The sequence below is a fragment of the Ensifer sesbaniae genome (assembly GCF_013283665.1).
GTDB lineage: Bacteria > Pseudomonadota > Alphaproteobacteria > Rhizobiales > Rhizobiaceae > Ensifer > Ensifer sesbaniae.
In genome coordinates this window covers 1,713,934-1,730,783 of sequence record NZ_JABEKU010000002.1, presented here as the reverse complement: position 1 = coordinate 1,730,783, position 16,850 = coordinate 1,713,934, and the positions used below count along the sequence as shown (strand labels likewise).

Genomic DNA, 16,850 nt, shown 5'->3' with positions numbered 1-16,850 from the left:
CATGACCTATTTTCTCCTCGCCTTCGCCGTCTTCCTCCTGCTCCATCTCGTGCCGGCCTGGCCGGCGCTTCGCCAGGGCCTGATCGACCGGCTCGGCCGCTCGACCTATTTCGCGGTCTATTCGCTGCTCTCCGTGCTCGCCCTCGGCTTCGTCTTTCACGCGGCGCTGCAGCTCGATTTCATCCCACTCTGGGAACCGACCGCCTGGCAGGCCTGGGTGACCTTCGTTCTGGCGCCGCTGGGGATCTTTCTCGTGCTGGCCGGCCTCTTCAGCGAGAACGCGCTGTCGATTTCGATCTACCAGGGAAACGAACGGCCCGGTGCCATCCTGACGATCACCCGCCATCCGGTGCTGTGGGGCTTCCTGCTCTGGGCCGCCGGCCATATCGTACCGAATGGCGACCTGCGCTCGCTCGTGCTCTTCGGCGGCTTCGCGCTCTTTTCCGTCGGCGGTTTCTTCATGCTCGAAAGGCGCGCCCGCCGGCGCCTCGGTGCCGGCTGGCGAGCTGCCTCGAAGGGAACATCGGTCTGGCCCTTTGCAGCGATCATCCGGGGCAAAACCCGTTTGCGCGCCGACCCCGTCATGATCATCGCCGCCTTTGCGACCGTCGCGATTGCCGTCTGGCTGCTGCTCGGCGGGCACGATGTCCTCTTCGGAGCCGACCCCCTGCTCCAGGCATTCGCCTTCGACTAGCCTTGGTCTTCTCCTTGCCAGGCCTTTGCCAATGGCGTGATCGGCAACGCCAGGAGATCGATCGCGCGAGCCGCCAGATGGTCGACGATGGCTTCAACGGTTTCGGGGCGATGGTAGAAGGCCGGCACCGGCGGCATGACGATCGCCCCCATTTCGGTGATGGCGCACATGTTGCGCATATGGCCGAGATGCAGCGGCGTCTCGCGCGCCATCAGTATCAGCCTGCGCCGCTCCTTCAAATGCACGTCGGCCGCACGAACCACGAGATTGTCGGCCATGCCACTGGCGATCGCCGCAAGCGTGCGCATGGAGCATGGCGCGACGATCATGCCTGCCGTCGAAAACGACCCGCTAGCAATCGCCGCGCCGATGTCTGCGTGGTCATAGGTTCGCGCGGCCTTACGTAACAAGGACGGAAGCGCTTCCGCGCCGACCTCGTGCGCGAGCGTGCGGTGCGCCGCGGGCGACAGGATGAGATGCAGTTCGGCATCTTCGATTTCGCTGAGCCGCTCGGCGATACGCACGGCGATCGCAGCGCCGGAGGCGCCGGTCACGCCGAGTACGATCTTCATCCTGTTCATCGCGTCAGGCCTCCAAGCCCGAGATCCGCCCAGATCGCATCGACCTGACTGACGATCCCCGGCGACATATCCAGAACACGCCCCCATTCACGATCGGTTTCGCTACCGATCTTGTTGGTGGCGTCGAGCCCGAGTTTACCGCCGAGACCCGAGCGCGGCGAGGCGAAGTCGAGATAGTCGATCGGAGTGCCCTCGATCACCGTTACGTCGCGGCTGGCATCGAACCGTGTCGCAAGCGCCCACATCACGTCGGACCAGTTGCGCACGTCGATATCCGGGTCGACGGCGATGATCAGCTTGGTGTAGCTGAATTGCGGCAGCATCGACCAAAGCCCCATCATCACGCGCCTGGCCTGCCCCGGATAGCGCTTGTCGATCGAAACGACCATCGCCCGGTAGGAGCAGGCTTCGGGCGGCAGCCAGAGATCGGATATCTCCGGAAACTGTTTGCGGACCAGCGGTACGAACAGCCTGTTCATCGCTTCACCGAGCCGCGAAGGCTCGTCCGGTGGCCGGCCGGTATAGGTCGAGAGATAGAGCGGGTTGCGGCGCATGGTGATTGCCGACAGGCGCATGACCGGGAATGGCTCGATTGAATTGTAATAGCCGGTGTGGTCGCCATAGGGGCCCTCCTGCGCCGTTTCGACTGCCGAAACGGTGCCCTCCAGCACGATCTCGGCATTGGCTGGCACCAAAAGAGGCACGGTCTTCGCCGTGACGAGCGGCGTCCTGCCCCTCCTGAGCAATCCCGAGAAATTCAGTTCGCTCAATCCGTCCGGCAGCGGCATGACGGCGGCAAGGATCGTCGCCGGGTCAGCGCCGATGACGACCGCGATCGGCATGTCCTGACCCAAGCGTTGCCACAGGCGATGGTGGCGAGCGCCGCCGCGGTGGGCGAGCCAGCGCATGATCACGCGATCAGGGCCTAGCACCTGCATGCGGTAGATGCCGACATTGACATCCAGCGGGTCATCCGGCGCACGCGTGATCACCAGCGGCCAGGTGATGAGCGGCGCCGGCTCGCCGGGCCAGCACCATTGAACCGGCAGGCGGCCGAGGTCGATTTCCCGACCGCGCCACACGATTTCCTGGCAAAGCGCACGCGCCACTTTTCGCGGCCGCATATACATCGCCGATCTCAGCAGCGGCAGCCTGTCCCAGGCATCGCGCAGCGATTGCGGCGCTCGTGGATCGCGCAGTTCCGCCAAGGCGCCGGCCAGCGTATCGAGTCCTCCCGGCATCAGGCCGAAACCACGTTCGATCCGGCGTTCCGACCCAAAAAGATTAGCAAGAAGCGGGATCGGCTGCACGGCACCAGAGGCATCGACCGGTTGCTCGAAAAGAAGCGCGGGCCCGTCGGCCGCGAGCACGCGGCGGTGGATCTCGGTCACCTCGTGCACCAGCGAAACGGGTCGCGAGATGCGCTTCAGGTCGCCTTCACGCTCAAGCGTATCGACAAAATCCCGAAGCGTTGCGAAGCCCTGAGATGGGCGAAAGGTCCTGTTCATGGAGCCTGTTTGTGGCGGCGAATGGCCCTTGTCTTTGATGTGGCGCAAACAACCGCGGGCGGCGGGCGTCTAACATGCGCATCACCTTCCGATTCCGTCGCTCCGCAGGCCGCCCCACAGGTAGTAAATGACCCTTCCGCTCGCGATCACCGCACCCCTGAGCTTCGTTCCCCTCGTCGCCATCGAAAGCGTGGTGCAACGGGTCTTTGCCCGCGTGATCGCGGCCCATCCCGGCCTCTTCGATCGCCTCGCCGACCATGCCGCCAAGCGCTACGCCTTCCTGCCGTCTGATCTGCCGATCGGCTTTCTGGTCGAGCCGTCGGTGCGGCGTATCTCCGTCCATCGCAAGGAGCGCGCGCCCGCGTCAGACGCCCGCATGGAAGGCGAATTCGTCCTGCTGCTGGCGTTGCTCGAAGGGCGCATCGATGGCGACGCCGTCTTCTTCTCCCGTGATCTCACGGTCAGCGGCGACATGGAGGCGATGCTGGCGCTACGCAACGCCCTCGACGATTGCGAAATAGATCTTCCAAACGATCTCGCGCGCATGAGCGGGCCGCTCGCGCCACTCGTACGCCGCGCCGGGGAGGAGATCCGTGAACGCGCACTTGGCCGCGTTCTCAAGGAGGAGACTTCCCAATGGAACTGATCTGCCCAGCCGGCACGCCGGCCGCCTTCCGCGAAGCCGTCGATGCCGGCGCCGACGCCGTCTATTGCGGCTTTCGCGATGAGACAAACGCCCGCAATTTTCCCGGATTGAACTTTTCGCGAGAGGAACTCCGAACGGCCATTGCCTATGCCAAGCAGCGCAAGGTGATGACCTTCATTGCGATCAATACCTTCATGCGCGCCGGCCAGGAGACACTTTGGCACCAGGCAGTTGACGACGCCGTGGCACTCGGTGCCGATGCCGTCATCCTCGCCGACTTCGGCCTGATGGCCTACACGGTCGAGCGCCATCCGCAGCAGCGGCTGCATGTCTCGGTGCAGGCCTCCGCCTCCAATGCCGATGCCGTGCGGTTCCTCGTCGAGGCTTTCGCGGCAAAACGCGTCGTGTTGCCGCGCACACTGACGATCGCCGACATCGCCCGCCTTGCCAATCAGATCGATTGCGAGATCGAGGTTTTCGCCTTTGGCGGGCTCTGCGTGATGGCCGAGGGGCGCTGTTCGCTCTCGTCCTACGCCACAGGCAAGTCGCCCAACATGCACGGCGTCTGTTCGCCCGCCAGCCACGTGCGCTACCGCCAGGACGGGCGCGAACTCGTCTCCGAGCTCGGCGACTACACGATCAACCGCTTCCCGGCCGGCGAGGCCGCGGGCTATCCGACGCTCTGCAAGGGGCGCTTCGACATTGCCGAGGAACGCGGCTACGCCTTCGAGGATCCGGTCTCGCTTGACGTCATGGACCATATCGATGCGCTGCGCAGCGCCGGCGTCAGCGCACTGAAGATCGAAGGGCGGCAGCGCGGCAAGGCTTATGTTGCCGAGGTCGTCTCGGTCATGCGGCGGGCGCTGACCGCCGGCGCCGCCGAACGGCCCGCGCTTGTATCGCGGCTGAAAGCTCTGAGCGAAGGCCAAAAGACGACAACAGGCGCCTATGAGAAGCGCTGGAGGTAACCGGCCCATGACCACGTCCGTCAGCCCATCCAAACCGGCCTTGAGCCTCGGCCCGATCTATTATCTCTGGGACGGCCCCAAGTGGCGCGACTTCTACTTCCGCATTGCCGACGAGGCGCCGATCGCCCAGGTAACGATCGGCGAGGCCGTCTGCTCGAAGCGACTACATTTCATCGAACCGCAACTCGGCGATGTCATCGAACGGCTGGAAAGCGCCGGCAAAAAGGTGAGCCTCGCCTCGCTGGCGCTCGTGACGCTGGAGCGAGAGAGCCAGCTTGTGCGCGGACTGGTGCGTGACAGCGCCCATCCGATCGAGGCCAACGACCTATCCGCCCTGCACCTGCTTGCCGGCAAGCCGCATTCGATCGGACCGCTGGTCAACGTCTACAACGGCGCCACGGCAAGGCTGCTGGCATCGCGGGGGGCGAGGAGCATCTGTTTGCCGCCGGAGCTGCCGATGGCATCGGTGCGAGGCATCATTCAGGACAATCCGGGCGTCGCTTTCGAGGTCTTCGCCTTCGGCCGCGTACCCTTGGCGATCTCGGCGCGCTGCGCCCATGCCCGTTCCAAGGGCCTGATCAAGGATAATTGCCAGTTCATCTGTGGCCAAGACACGGATGGCCTGACCGTCGAGACGCTCGACCGCCAGCCTTTCCTGGCCCTCAATGGTGTGCAGACCATGTCGCACACCTGCCAGACGCTGATGCAGGAACTCCTCGAACTGGCCGCCGCCGGCGTCTCCCGGATCCGGTTGTCGCCACAGGATTGCGACATGGTCGCCGTCGCCGAAATCTACGACGACGCGATTGCCGGCCGGCGTACCATCGGTGAAAGCCTGGCACGGCTCGAATCCGTCTATCCGGGCATCCCATTTTCCAACGGCTTCCACCACGGCCAGACGGGAGCGGCCTGGGTCAAGGTGCCTATATCCGCGGAGTTCCCGGTTGCATGAGCCACGGGCCGAGTGCAATCGCGGTGCGCGACGACGAAACAGCGATGCCGGCTTCAGTCACATTGCTTCGTCCCAATGGCTGGCGGGCGGCAGCACGCCCTTGGTGAACAGGAAACAGCCATAGGCGCGAGCTTCACCGGTCACGATGACGCAATAGGCCCGCTTTGCCTCCTCGTAGAAGGCGAAGCGCTCGATCGCATACATCTTCGGTGCGTCGCCGTCTGCACGCGTGATTTCGGCCTGCACCTCGCGTTGGACATCCGGCAACTCGCCTGCCTTGATTTCAGCCGCCATCCTTGCTGCTGAGGGCTGCAGCGGGGTATCGAGCGGCATGACCGAAAGCACGGCCCTCGCCGCGCGCGCCGCCGAGACATTGGCAATGTGCAGCGGCAAACCGAGCCGGGTGTGGCGGGCAATCGTGTCGGCCGGAAAGTTCGCATCGACGAGCGCGATCCGGTCTCCGTGGCCCATCGAGCGCAGCGCGTGCAGCACGTCCGCGTTCAGCGCCGGGTCGATGTTCTTGAGCATCAGCGTATCCTTTTCTCAGCTTGTTTTCAGCTTGTTTCCGCCCGGAGATCCGGGCGCGAGACGGCGCCGCGTGCGAGCCTCGTCGGCCCACCGCGCGCGTGATCGTTTGTCGTCGTTGGAGCGGGCGGCAGGCCGCCGACACCTTGCCCGCGTCTCAGACGCCGGTCAGCCGCTCGCGATACTTGTCGATGATGACGGCGAGGATGATGACAACGCCGGTGATCATCTGGCGCATGAAGTCGCTGAGCCCGAACAGGATCAGGCCGTTGGCCAGGACCCCGGTGATGCAGGCGCCGAGCAACGTGCCGATCACCGTGCCGCGGCCGCCGTTGAGGCTCGTTCCGCCGATGATGACGGCCGCGATCGCATTCAACTCAAAGCCGATGCCGATGATCGGGCTCGCGATGTTGAGGCGCGCCATGTAGACCATCGCGGCGATGCCCACCAGGGCGCCGGCGATGGTGAAGGCCGCCACCTTGTAGAACATCAGCGAATGACCGGCGAGACGCACGGCCTCCTCGTTGTTGCCGATGCCGTAGAGCAGCCGGCCGAACACTGTCTTCGACAGCACGAACCAGGCGATCGCGACAAGCACGAGCGCGATCAGAAAGACCACGGGAACGCCGAAGATCATCTGCGAGCCGAAGGCGTTGAAGCTCGGCGGAAAGGAGTAGATCGTCCGCGCATCCGTGACCTGCAGCGCCGCGCCGCGCGCGATATTCAGCATGCCGAGCGTGACGATGAACGAGGGCAGCCCCCAGAAGGCGCTGATCCAACCATTGAGGAAACCGCAGACGACACCGGTGCCGATGGCCGCAAGCGTCGCGAGCGCCACCGCCTGGAACACCGAGAGATCGGGGATCGTCAGAACCGTGCCGCCGACGACGGCGCAGAAGGCGAGCATCGAGCCGACGGAGAGATCGATGCCGCCGATCAGGATGACGAAGGTCATGCCGACAGCGAGGATCAGGTTGATGGTGATCTGCGTCAGGATGTTGGAGATATTGTTGGGCGTCAGGAAGTGCTCGGTGCTGACCGAGAAGAAGACGATCAGCAGCAGCAGCGCCAGACCGATGCCGGCGTCGCGCAGAAGCACTTTTGGCGACCAGCCCGCCAGCCGGCGCGTGTCGTCGGTTTCGGTCACTTGGGTCTTTTCGAGTGCTTGCATCTCAGTGCCTCCCCTGTTGCTGTTCGCCCTGGTAGGCGTATTGCAGAATCCGTTCTTCGGAGAATTCCGGCCGCGACAGTTCGCCGACGACGCGGTGCTGCGACATCACGAGAATGCGGTCCGACAGCGTCATCAATTCCGGCAGCTCGGACGAGACGATCAGCAGCGCCAGACCGCGTTCGGCGAACTGGCGGATCAGCGCATAGATCTCGGCCTTTGCGCCAACGTCGACGCCCCGGGTCGGCTCGTCGAGCAGCAGCACCTTCGGGTTGCGCGCCAGCCATTTGGCGAGCACCACCTTTTGCTGGTTGCCGCCCGAAAGCGTCGCGGCATTCTTGCCAGGGCCGCCATATTTCAGCTTCAGCTCGGCGCCGAGCCTCTGCGTCACCGCGATCTCCGCCTTCGCGTCGAGGATGCCCGCACGCGACACGTCCGCAAGGGAGGCGAGCGTGACATTGGCCGCAATCGGCATATTGAGGATCAACCCCTCCTCCTTGCGGTCCTCGGTGACGAAACCGATGCCGGCATTGATCGCCTCGCGCGGCGAGCGGAAGGAAATGGGCGCACCTTCGAGGCGAAGCTCGCCGGAGAGTGGCAGTTCCGCCGCCGCGATCGCACGCAGCAGCTCGGTGCGCCCCGAACCGACGAGGCCGGCGATCCCGAGGATTTCGCCCCTATGCAACCGAAGTGAGATGCCGTGAGCATGGGGCGATTGCAGATGGCGGAAGTTGACGAGCGACAGCGCTTCTTCCGGCCGGGCAAGCGAGACAATCTCGCTTGCCATCTGCTGTTGCAGCTTCCTGCCGACCATGGCGCGCACCAGCTCGTCCTGGCTGGTGGCGGCAATCGACCGCGAAAACACCGTCTCGCCATTGCGCAACACCGTCACCCGATCGCAGATACGGAAGACCTCGTCGAGGTGATGCGACACGAAGATGATCGAAACGCCGCGGCTGCGAAGGTCGTTTATGATCGCGAACAGCCGCTCGGTCTCGCGCGCTGTCAGCGTTGCCGTCGGCTCGTCGAGGATGAGGATGCGGCTTTCCGTCATCAGCGCGCGCGCCACCTCGACGAGCTGGCGATGAGCGATGCCAAGCCGCTCGACCGGCCAGTGCACGTCGATATCGCTGAGCCCGATGGCGTCAAGCGCGGCCCGTGCACCGGCATGCATCTCCTGCCGCTTGACGATGCCGAGCGCATTGCGCGGCAGATGTTCGATGAAGATATTCTCCGCCACCGACAGATAGGGCAGCAGGTTGAACTCCTGGTGCACCACCTGAAGGCCGTTGACCTTGGCCTCGCGCGGCGTGGTCGGCATATAAGGCCGGCCGGCAAGGTTGATTGCGCCCTCGTCCGGACGAACGATGCCGCAGAGAACCTTGATCAGGGTCGATTTGCCGGCGCCGTTCTCGCCGATGAGTCCATGCACTTCGCCCGGCTGAATGGACAGGCTGACGCCGTTCAGCGCCCTGGTGCCGCCGAAGGACTTTTTGACATCATGCAACTCCAGAACGGGCGGCGTTGAAACGCCGGCCGCCTGCGCGCGCACGGTTTCCGCGTTGATCATGATCTAGCCCTTTGAAACGTAGCAGTGCGAGCCGGAAGCCGTTCGCTACCCTGTGGACTGCTGCCTCTGCCTACAGCGCCGCGCGTCTCATTGGACGGGCAAGGTCGCTGTAGCACTTTGAAATGCTGCATGTTGTTCCTTAAATCGGATCAGATTTAAGGAACATACAGTAGCCGCACCGGGCATCGCCCGGCGCGGTTCGAAGCGGTGTTGGGCTATTTCACGTTGTCCTTGGTCACGAGCTCGATATCGGTCTTGACCCAGCCTTCGAGCTTGGGGCCGCCGGCAACGACTTCGAGCGCCTTATCGATCGCGTTCGCGGCCATCTGCGAACCGAACTGGTCAACCGTAGCCAGCAACTTGCCGTCCTTCAGCATGGGAGCAACCGCCGGCACGTTGTCGAAGCCGACGACCTTGATGTCGTTACGGCCGGCCGCATCAAGCGCCTTGACCACACCGATCGCCATGGAATCGTTGGCGGCGAGAACGCCCTGGATATCGGGATGGGCGGTCAGCATGGTGGAGAAGACGGCGTTCGCCTCCTCGGTTTCCCAGTGCGCCGTTCTGGAGTCGAGAAGATCGAGCTTGCCGGCGGCAATCGCGTCTTCAAAACCGAGCTTGCGCTGCGCCGCATTGTCGGCGCCGGGGTTGCCTTCGAGGATCACGACCTTTGCGCCGGCGCCGAGATCCTTGGCAAGCGCATCGCCGACCATCTTGGCGCCGCCGCGATTGTCGGGCCCGACAAAGGCGAGATCGATGCCCGCATCCTTCTTCGCCTGCTCGTCGAGCGAGACGTCGAAATTGACGACGACAATGCCGGCGTCCATTGCCTTCTTCAGTGGCGCAACCATGGCGCGGGAGTCGGCAGGCGCAATGACGATCGCATCGACACCCTGGGTGATGAAGTTCTCGACGCCGTTCAGCTGGCTTTCGAAATCGGTCTCGTTCTGCATGCCGATCGCTTTGAGCTCATAGTCGCCGCGCTTCTTCGCATGTGCTTCGGCGCCTTCGAGCATGTTCTTGAAGAAGTCGTTGGCAAGCGACTTCATGACGAGGCCGACAACGGGCTTGTCGGCGGCCACGGCGATCGTCGGCAGCGCAGTGGCAACGGTGAGCGCGACGATGGATGCGAATCGTGAAAATTTCATGGGTTCTTCCTCCGGTGAAAAGATGGTCCTCCAACCATCGATGAAACGTTTCATCACGCGGGCAAGCGTGAGGTGCTTCGGTCGCTAGAAGAACGAAACACATCGTGACTGTCAATATGAAACGTTTCATCATTGTGAATTTTGTGCTGGAAGCCGCTACCGGTTCGCGGCATTCTCTGATTTAAGAGGAAATCAGCTGCCCGTCGGCCAGGACGCGAGTAATGCTGTAAGACTTTGATCCGCTGCATAATTTTCTATCTGCAGCCGATCCAACGCACGACACCGGGAGCGATCGTTTGAACCCGACGATAAAGGATGTTGCCCAGCGTGCCGGCGTCTCCGTCGGCACCGTTTCGCGCGTGCTCGCCAAGAACAAGACTGTCAGCGAGGACATTCGAGCCAAGGTGGAAGCGACAATCGAGGCGATCGGCTACCGGCCCAACATCCTCGGGCGGAGTCTCCGGCTCAACAAGACCGACATCATCGGCCTCGTCGTCCCTGATATCACCAACCCCTTCTTCGCCGAACTTGCCAAACACGTCGAGATGCTCGCGTCTGCTGAGGGCTATTCGGTTCTGCTGGCCAACACCCATGACGACCCGGAAGCGGAGAAGCAGCAGATTGAGACACTGCTCGGGCGCCTGCCGGCCGGCCTGATCCTCGTCCCCGTCAGCAACAGCCTCGTTGACGGCCTGATTTCGGGCACGCGGACGGTCACGATCGACCGGCCCTTGAGCGGGCACGCGCTTGTCGCGGTCGACAACCGGGAGGGCGGCTATCTCGCCGCCGACCATCTACTGGCCCTTGGTCATCGGCGCATCGGCTATATCAGCGGGCCGAACTCGACCGACGTCTCGGCCGAACGCCGTGAAGGCTTTCTGCGACGCCTCGACGAGTTTCGGGAGACGAATCCCGGTGAGTATGTCGCGCCGCAAGTCGTCGAAGGTCACTTCGACTATCGCTCGGGCGAGGAGCTTGGTAAGAAGCTGCTGACGCAAGCAGACGCAACCCGCCCGACGGCGATCGCCACCGCCAGCGACCAGCAGGCGATTGGCCTTCTACGTGCCGCCGGCGACATGGGCCTGCGCGTGCCGACAGACCTTTCGATCGTCGGCTTCGATGATATTCCGCTCGCCTCGCTGGTGCTGCCGCGCCTGACGACCATCCGCCAGCCGATCGCCGAGATCACCCGGCTGGCACTCGAGGGCGTGCTCGGCAGCCACGCGCTGCAAGAAGAATACAAGCTGCGGCCCGTGCTTATCGAGCGCGGATCCTGCGCGGCACCACCCGTCCCCTGAGGCAAGGCGAGACGGGATGAGGAAAAGTGTGAAACGGTCTTCCTGGAATTGCGCTAGAAACCAAGCACGACCGCACCTCCAGTGAGCCCGGCGCCCGCCGCCGTCAACAGCAGTTTCTCGCCGCGAGCGAACGGCTTTACCTCGTGCGCCAGCGACAGCGAGAGCGGGATCGTGGCGGCGGAAGAGTTGCCATAGTCCGCAATGGTGCGCACCGTTCTTGCCGGTTCGATGGCAAGGCGATCGCAGACGACGTCGAAGATCCGGGCATTGGCCTGGTGCGGCACGAAGCGGCTGATCTCCTCTGGACTGCAGCCGGCGGCATCCAGGGCGCGCTTGGCACAGGACGCCATCATCTCCACCGCCCGGGCGAACATCTCCCGCCCGTCACGCATCGTCATCAGGAAATCCTCGGGCGGCATACCCGGCGAGAACGGTTGGCTGCTGCCGCCGGCGGCGATGGAGATCAGGTCGTAACGGCTGCCGTCGGCGGCAAGATCAACACCAAGCAAGCCGGTCTGCGGATCATCGGAAGGCGTAACGACGACGGCACCGGCCGCGTCGGCAAAGAGAACGGCGCTTGCCCTTTCCGCCGGATTGATGCGCCGGCTCAAAATGTTGGCCGCCACCACCAGCACAGGCTTTCCCTGCGAACGGACGAAGCCGTCGGCGAGTGTCAAAGCGTAGAGGAAGCCCGAGCATGCCCCGGCCAGATCGATCGCGCCCGAACGGCCCAGCCCGAGCCGATGGGCAAGAAGCGGCGCCGAAGGTGGCAGGAGATGATCGGGCGTCGAGGTCGCGAGCAGGGTCAGGGCCACGTCGCCCTTGGGCAAACCAGCGTCACTGAGCGCCGCGGCCCCGGCTGCCGCTGCCAGACCCGTCAGCGTATCGCCGTCCTCGACCCAACGCCGCTCGCGAATGCCAGTACGGCGCTCGATCCAACCGGGATCGAGACCGAGCTGTGTTTCGATCTCGGCGTTTTCAACACGCCGCGCCGGCACCGCATGGCCGAAACCGACAAGACGGGATGAGCGCGCGACCCTCACAGCCGCCCAGCCGCGAAAAGTGAAGCCGCCTCGTCGATCGCTCCATAGGCCCGGTCGAGCTCCTCGGAAGTGACGCAATAGGGCGGCATCAGATAGATGACGTTGCCCAGCGGGCGGATCAGCAGACGGCGCTCGCGGAAGAACGCCTTGAGCCGCGGGCCGGCCTCGGAGAGATAACCGGCGGCTGGAACCTTGAGATCAAGGGCGGCAATCGTACCAAGCTGGCGGGTACCGCTGAAGCGGGGATCTTCGGCAAAGCGCGCGACATGCCGACGCTGCTGCTCCGTCAACGCGTCGATGCGTTCCCGCACAGGCTCCTCTTTCCAGACGGCGAGATTGGCGACGGCTGCAGCGCAGGCGATAGGATTGGCCGTATAGGAACTCGAATGGAAGAAGGTCTTGCGTCGATCCGTCGAGAGATGTGCCTCGAAGATCTCAGCCGTTGAGAGCGTCGCCGCCAGCGGCAACGCGCCACCGGTCAGCCCCTTCGAGGTGCAAAGGATGTCGGGCGTGATGCCAGCCTGCTCGCAAGCGAACAGGCTGCCCGTCCTTCCCCATCCCGTCATCACCTCGTCGGCGATCAACAGGCTGCCGTGCCGTTCGGCGATCCCTTTCAACTCGGAAAGGACCGAAGCCGGGTAGGTCCTCATGCCGCCCGCACCGAGAAGCAGCGGTTCGATCAACAGGGCCGCGACCTCGCCGGAGGCGCAGGCCGCCTCGAAGGCATCCAGCGTCGTCTGCTCTTTGCCCGGCTCCGGAAACGGCAGCCGATCGACGGCGAAGAGCAGCGGTGCGTAAGGCGCATTGAAGACGCCCCTTTCTCCCGCCGACATCGTGCCGATCGTGTCGCCGTGATAGCCGTTTTCGAGAACGCAGATACGGTTCCGTGGTCGGCCGAGATTGTGGAAGAAACCAAGTGCCATCTTCAGTGCGACTTCGACCGCGGTCGAGCCGCTGTCGGAATAGAACACATGGGCGAGCCCAGATGGCGCAATCTCGATCAGCCTGCTCGCCAGTTCTTCTGCCGGCGCATGGGTATACTCAGCAAAGATGAGCTGATCGTAGGTTTGCGAGGCCGCGCGGATTGCTTCCATGATGGCGGGATGCCGGTGGCCGTGGGTGATGACCCACCAGGACGAGATCGCATCGAGGATCGCCGCCCCGTCTTCATCGATGAGATAGGCGCCCTCGGTCCGGACGACGCGTCGCATCGCCGGCTCCAGTGCATGCTGGGTGAAGGGGTGCCAGACCGGAGATCGTCTCATGCCGTCACCTCATGGAAGCAGTCGATGTCGAAGTTTTCGCGAAAGGCCTGTCGCAGGCGATCCGGGGTCAACGGATCGAGCCGCGGCAGCCGGCCGAGCCGCCGAACCTTTCCCAGTTCCGCAATGATCGCCTCGCTGTCCGCCTGTTCGTCGCCGATGAAGGCGACGCCCAGGAGCGGGATTGCACGGCGACGCAGTGCCTCGAGCGACAACAAGGTGTGATTGATCGTGCCGAGCCCGGTGCGGGCACAGAGGATCACCGGGATCTGCCAGCGCGCAAACACGTCGGCGAAGACCACCCGCTCGGTGAGCGGCACGAGGAGCCCACCGGCCCCTTCGATCACCAGCGGTCGGTTCACTGCCGGCGGCGAGAGGCTGTCAGGCACGATCGTCACGCCATCGATCCGTGCCGACAGGTGTGGCGAGGCCGGAGTCATGAGCCGATAGACCTCGGGCAGAATCCGTTCGGGTGGAACCCTGCCGAGCCGTGCTACGGCCTCGCTGTCGGTCTCCCCGTCGAGCCCCGACTGTACTGGCTTCCAGTAGCTGCCGGAAAGCGCATCGGTCAGCGCCGCAGAGAATATCGTCTTGCCGATGCCGGTGTCCGTGCCGGTGACGACGAAACGGGGCATCATGGCCGCTCCTGCGCCATTGCGGCCGTCAAGCGCTCCAGCATATTCGCGATCGTCGGACGGTCGACGTTCAGCGTAATCGCGATCCGGAGCCGCGCGGTCCCCTCTGGGACGGTCGGCGGACGGATGGCCCTGATGTCGAAGCCTTCTTTGCGCATGCGCGCGGCAATTCGTACGGCGCAACCGTTGTCGCCGACCGGGACCGGAAGGATCTGCGAGCCACTACCCTCGATGCCGAGGGTGTCAGTGAATGCTCGATTGGCGAAGGTCCGGAGATCATCGAACTCCGCCCGGCGCCGAGGCTCATCCACGAGCGTCACCAGAGCCTCGCGGACGGCGGCGGCAGTGAGCGGCGAAGGCGCCGTCGAATAGATGAAGTTGCGGGCGCGATTGACGAGGTAGTCGCACAGCACCGCATTTGCATTGATCAGCGCACCGGAGACGCCAAGCGCCTTGCCGCAGGTGTGGAGCACGACGAGATTTTGTCGGCCTTCCAATTCCGCGGCCAAACCGCGGCCGTCCGGTCCAAAAACACCGGTCGCATGCGCTTCGTCGACGACCAGAAATCCATCATACCGCGCGGCAAGTGCCGCAAGATCCGCAAGCGGCGCCCGGTCGCCATCCATCGAATAGAGGCTTTCGACGGCGATCCAGGGATGCCCCATGCCGCCGCGCTGGCGCCAGATACCGATCGCATCGGCGAAGGCATCGACGTCGTTGTGCTTGACCGCGACCGCACCGGCCCTGCTTGCGGCGATACCCTCATGGGCACTCGCGTGGATCAAGGCGTCGTGGACGATGATGTCGTCGCGCTGTGGGAGCGTCGAAAACAAGGCGGCATTGGCCGCATAGCCGCTGGCGAAGAAGAGCGCCCTCTCCGCGCCAAAGAAGGCGGCTGCCTCTGCCTCCAGCGCCGCGTGTTCCGCATGGTTGCCGCGCAGGAGCCGCGAGCCGCCAGACCCGACCGGCACGCCGCGCTCGATCGCAGCGGTGATCGCGGCCTTCAACCGCGGCGACCCGGCAAGCGCCAGATAGTCGTTGGAGGTGAAGTCGATGCCACCCCCGGCGACAAGTTCACGCCGGCGCCCCTTGCGTTCGAGGCCGTGTAGCGTCTTCGCGTGGCAGGTGACGAGGCTCGCGGTCATTCGGCAGCGCCCTCTTTTGCGGCAAGCGCCATCGGCTCCAACCCGAGGCGGCGGAAGAGGCCCGCATCATGGTCCTCGCCCGGGTTGTCGGCGGTCAGCAGCGTCTCGCCGACGAAGATCGAATTGGCGCCGGCGAAGAAACAGAGCGCCTGCATCTCGTCGCTCATGTCGGTGCGGCCGGCCGAGAGGCGCACATGGGACTTAGGCATCATTATGCGCGCGAGCGCGATGGTGCGGACGAAATCGATCGGGTCGACCGGCGCTGCATCGCCAAGTTTCGAGCCGGGGATGGGGATCAGCATGTTGATCGGCACGCTTTCAGGCGGCACCGGCAGGTTGGCGAGCGTCACCAGCATCGAGACCCGGTCGTCAACGGTTTCGCCCATGCCGAGGATGCCGCCGGCACAAACCTTGATGCCGGCGTCGCGGACATTGGCGAGCGTCTCCAGGCGATCGGCGAAGGTGCGGGTGGTGATGATCTCGCTGTAGAACCGCTCCGACGTATCGACATTGTGGTTGTAGTAGTCGAGCCCGGCGTCCGCGAGACGCTCGGACTGGGCGGGTGTCAGCATTCCGAGCGTCATGCAGGTCTCCATGCCGAGTGCCCTGACGCCGCTGATCATGGCGACAATCGCCTCCATGTCGCGCTCCTTCGGACTGCGCCAGGCGGCGCCCATGCAATAGCGCGTCGCGCCACCGTCTTTTGCCTTCCGCGCTTCAGCGAGAACGCGCTCGACCTCCATCAATTTCGACGCCTTGAGCCCGGTCGGGTAATGTGCCGACTGGCTGCAATAACCGCAATCTTCGGCACAGCCCCCGGTCTTGATCGAGAGCAGTCGGCTCATCTGGACGGCGTTGGGATCGAAATGGGAGCGATGGATGGAATGGGCGCGAAACAGCAGGTCGTTGAACGGCAGTTGATAGATTTCTTGCGCTTCGGCGAGATCCCACCGGTTTTCGGTGGTTTCGACGGTGTTCGAAGTCGGCTCGATCGATATGTTTGCATCCAGCACTGCTGCTCACTCCCTCTGGCTTCGCGAAGCAATATAGATAGATTCTGATATTATCTATAATTTCTTCTCATTCTTGAGCAAGCAACCACCCCTCGGAAAAACCGACGGAAATATTCAACCAGTGGGCGCAGAATGCAACTCGATTAGGGCCAGCAGAAATAGCGGAGGATGCCGGAACGCACTGCAAATGCTTAACGATGGCGGCACCCGACGAAATGCAGCGATCAGCGAGTGATATCCGATTTGAATGATCGCTTTTGCGGCTTGCAGCGTTTCCGAACCGGGCGATTGCTCGCCCGGCAAGCCGCAAGTGACAACTCGCTGCGCACGCGTCATCTCTCGGCGGCAATTTTATAGATTATTTTTTCAGCCGGGATTCTACCCATCGTGTAGAAGACGGCAGGCCTTGACAAGGACCGACACTGCCGGTCAGTTTAACGCATTCACCAGGGGTGTCCCGGCAAGGGGCTGAGATTCTGCTAGGCGGTTTGCGCAGCGCAGTGACCCGTTGAACCTGATCCAGTTCATACTGGCGTAGGGACGGTGCAGACATCGCTGCCGCAATCGTCGCGTTCGCGCGTACAGACTTCGGCAAGGCGTCCTTCCCTCCCTTCCGGTCGAACTGGGTCTCCAATAATGGAGCCTCGGCAATGCGTATCTTCACCGCGACTTTTCCCATCACACGTCCCGCTGG

Annotated in this window: 16 protein-coding genes and 1 riboswitch; of the genes, 5 read left to right on the top strand and 11 right to left on the bottom strand. The window is 63.7% G+C overall.

Annotated features, from left to right (window positions below; all coding sequences use genetic code 11):
- Window position 1: 1 nt before the first annotated feature.
- Window positions 2-694 (top strand): NnrU family protein, encoded by a 693-nt coding sequence (locus BHMPCIPO_RS25815; protein WP_173519581.1) that lies wholly within the window; start codon window positions 2-4, stop codon window positions 692-694.
- Here BHMPCIPO_RS25815 and BHMPCIPO_RS25810 read toward each other — a convergent pair.
- Both BHMPCIPO_RS25810 and BHMPCIPO_RS25805 read right to left on the bottom strand, forming a co-directional pair.
- Window positions 691-1,275 carry a UbiX family flavin prenyltransferase gene (locus BHMPCIPO_RS25810; protein ID WP_173519580.1) on the bottom strand — a complete coding sequence of 195 codons (585 nt, stop codon included), beginning with the start codon at window positions 1,273-1,275 and terminating at the stop codon, window positions 691-693. The two genes, BHMPCIPO_RS25815 and BHMPCIPO_RS25810, sit on opposite strands and share 4 nt — an antisense overlap.
- Window positions 1,272-2,783, bottom strand: a complete 1,512-nt coding sequence (locus BHMPCIPO_RS25805) for a UbiD family decarboxylase (RefSeq protein WP_173519579.1) — start codon at window positions 2,781-2,783, stop codon at window positions 1,272-1,274. Before BHMPCIPO_RS25805 ends, BHMPCIPO_RS25810 begins: the two co-directional genes overlap by 4 nt.
- A gap of 127 nt (window positions 2,784-2,910) precedes the next feature.
- Between BHMPCIPO_RS25805 and ubiT the strand changes: the two genes are divergently transcribed.
- Genes ubiT through ubiV form a run of 3 tightly spaced genes read left to right on the top strand, consistent with a single transcriptional unit; the run spans window position 2,911 to window position 5,349 of the window.
- Entirely contained in the window at window positions 2,911-3,429 is a 519-nt protein-coding gene (gene ubiT / locus BHMPCIPO_RS25800) for a ubiquinone anaerobic biosynthesis accessory factor UbiT (protein ID WP_173519578.1), read from the top strand.
- Window positions 3,420-4,397, top strand: coding sequence for a ubiquinone anaerobic biosynthesis protein UbiU (ubiU, locus tag BHMPCIPO_RS25795; RefSeq protein ID WP_173519577.1), 978 nt, complete (start codon window positions 3,420-3,422; stop codon window positions 4,395-4,397). The genes ubiT and ubiU overlap by 10 nt, the downstream gene beginning before the upstream one ends.
- 7 nt (window positions 4,398-4,404) lie before the next feature.
- Window positions 4,405-5,349 (top strand): ubiquinone anaerobic biosynthesis protein UbiV, encoded by a 945-nt coding sequence (gene ubiV, locus BHMPCIPO_RS25790; RefSeq protein ID WP_173519576.1) that lies wholly within the window; start codon window positions 4,405-4,407, stop codon window positions 5,347-5,349.
- Between the two features lie 57 nt (window positions 5,350-5,406).
- Here ubiV and BHMPCIPO_RS25785 read toward each other — a convergent pair whose 3' ends face one another.
- The 4 genes from BHMPCIPO_RS25785 to BHMPCIPO_RS25770 all read right to left on the bottom strand — a co-directional run bounded on the left by BHMPCIPO_RS25785 (window position 5,407) and on the right by BHMPCIPO_RS25770 (window position 9,760).
- The gene (locus BHMPCIPO_RS25785) at window positions 5,407-5,877 is read right to left on the bottom strand and encodes an RbsD/FucU family protein (protein WP_173519575.1); all 471 of its coding nucleotides are present in this window, start codon (window positions 5,875-5,877) and stop codon (window positions 5,407-5,409) included.
- 154 nt (window positions 5,878-6,031) lie between these two features.
- Window positions 6,032-7,045, bottom strand: a complete 1,014-nt coding sequence (locus tag BHMPCIPO_RS25780) for an ABC transporter permease (protein ID WP_246304563.1) — start codon at window positions 7,043-7,045, stop codon at window positions 6,032-6,034.
- A gap of 1 nt (window position 7,046) precedes the next feature.
- Window positions 7,047-8,612, bottom strand: a complete 1,566-nt coding sequence (locus BHMPCIPO_RS25775; RefSeq protein WP_173519574.1) for a sugar ABC transporter ATP-binding protein — start codon at window positions 8,610-8,612, stop codon at window positions 7,047-7,049.
- 215 nt (window positions 8,613-8,827) lie between these two features.
- Window positions 8,828-9,760, bottom strand: a complete 933-nt coding sequence (locus BHMPCIPO_RS25770) for a sugar ABC transporter substrate-binding protein (RefSeq protein WP_173519573.1) — start codon at window positions 9,758-9,760, stop codon at window positions 8,828-8,830.
- Between the two features lie 296 nt (window positions 9,761-10,056).
- Between BHMPCIPO_RS25770 and BHMPCIPO_RS25765 the strand changes: the two genes are divergently transcribed.
- Entirely contained in the window at window positions 10,057-11,058 is a 1,002-nt protein-coding gene (locus BHMPCIPO_RS25765; RefSeq protein WP_173519572.1) for a LacI family DNA-binding transcriptional regulator, read from the top strand.
- Window positions 11,059-11,111: 53 nt separating this feature from the next.
- Here the strand turns inward: BHMPCIPO_RS25765 and bioZ are convergent, their stop codons facing one another.
- Genes bioZ through bioB form a run of 5 tightly spaced genes read right to left on the bottom strand, consistent with a single transcriptional unit; the run spans window position 11,112 to window position 16,135 of the window.
- Entirely contained in the window at window positions 11,112-12,101 is a 990-nt protein-coding gene (gene bioZ, locus BHMPCIPO_RS25760; RefSeq protein ID WP_173519571.1) for a 3-oxopimeloyl-[acyl-carrier-protein] synthase BioZ, read from the bottom strand.
- Window positions 12,098-13,366, bottom strand: a complete 1,269-nt coding sequence (locus BHMPCIPO_RS25755) for an adenosylmethionine--8-amino-7-oxononanoate transaminase (RefSeq protein WP_173519570.1) — start codon at window positions 13,364-13,366, stop codon at window positions 12,098-12,100. The genes bioZ and BHMPCIPO_RS25755 overlap by 4 nt, the downstream gene beginning before the upstream one ends.
- Window positions 13,363-14,001 (bottom strand): dethiobiotin synthase, encoded by a 639-nt coding sequence (bioD, locus tag BHMPCIPO_RS25750; RefSeq protein ID WP_173519569.1) that lies wholly within the window; start codon window positions 13,999-14,001, stop codon window positions 13,363-13,365. Before bioD ends, BHMPCIPO_RS25755 begins: the two co-directional genes overlap by 4 nt.
- Entirely contained in the window at window positions 13,998-15,143 is a 1,146-nt protein-coding gene (locus BHMPCIPO_RS25745) for an 8-amino-7-oxononanoate synthase (protein WP_173519568.1), read from the bottom strand. Before BHMPCIPO_RS25745 ends, bioD begins: the two co-directional genes overlap by 4 nt.
- Window positions 15,140-16,135 (bottom strand): biotin synthase BioB, encoded by a 996-nt coding sequence (gene bioB / locus BHMPCIPO_RS25740; RefSeq protein ID WP_376741721.1) that lies wholly within the window; start codon window positions 16,133-16,135, stop codon window positions 15,140-15,142. The genes BHMPCIPO_RS25745 and bioB overlap by 4 nt, the downstream gene beginning before the upstream one ends.
- A gap of 459 nt (window positions 16,136-16,594) precedes the next feature.
- A riboswitch (TPP riboswitch) is annotated at window positions 16,595-16,715 on the top strand.
- The last annotated feature ends 135 nt before the right edge of the window (window positions 16,716-16,850 follow it).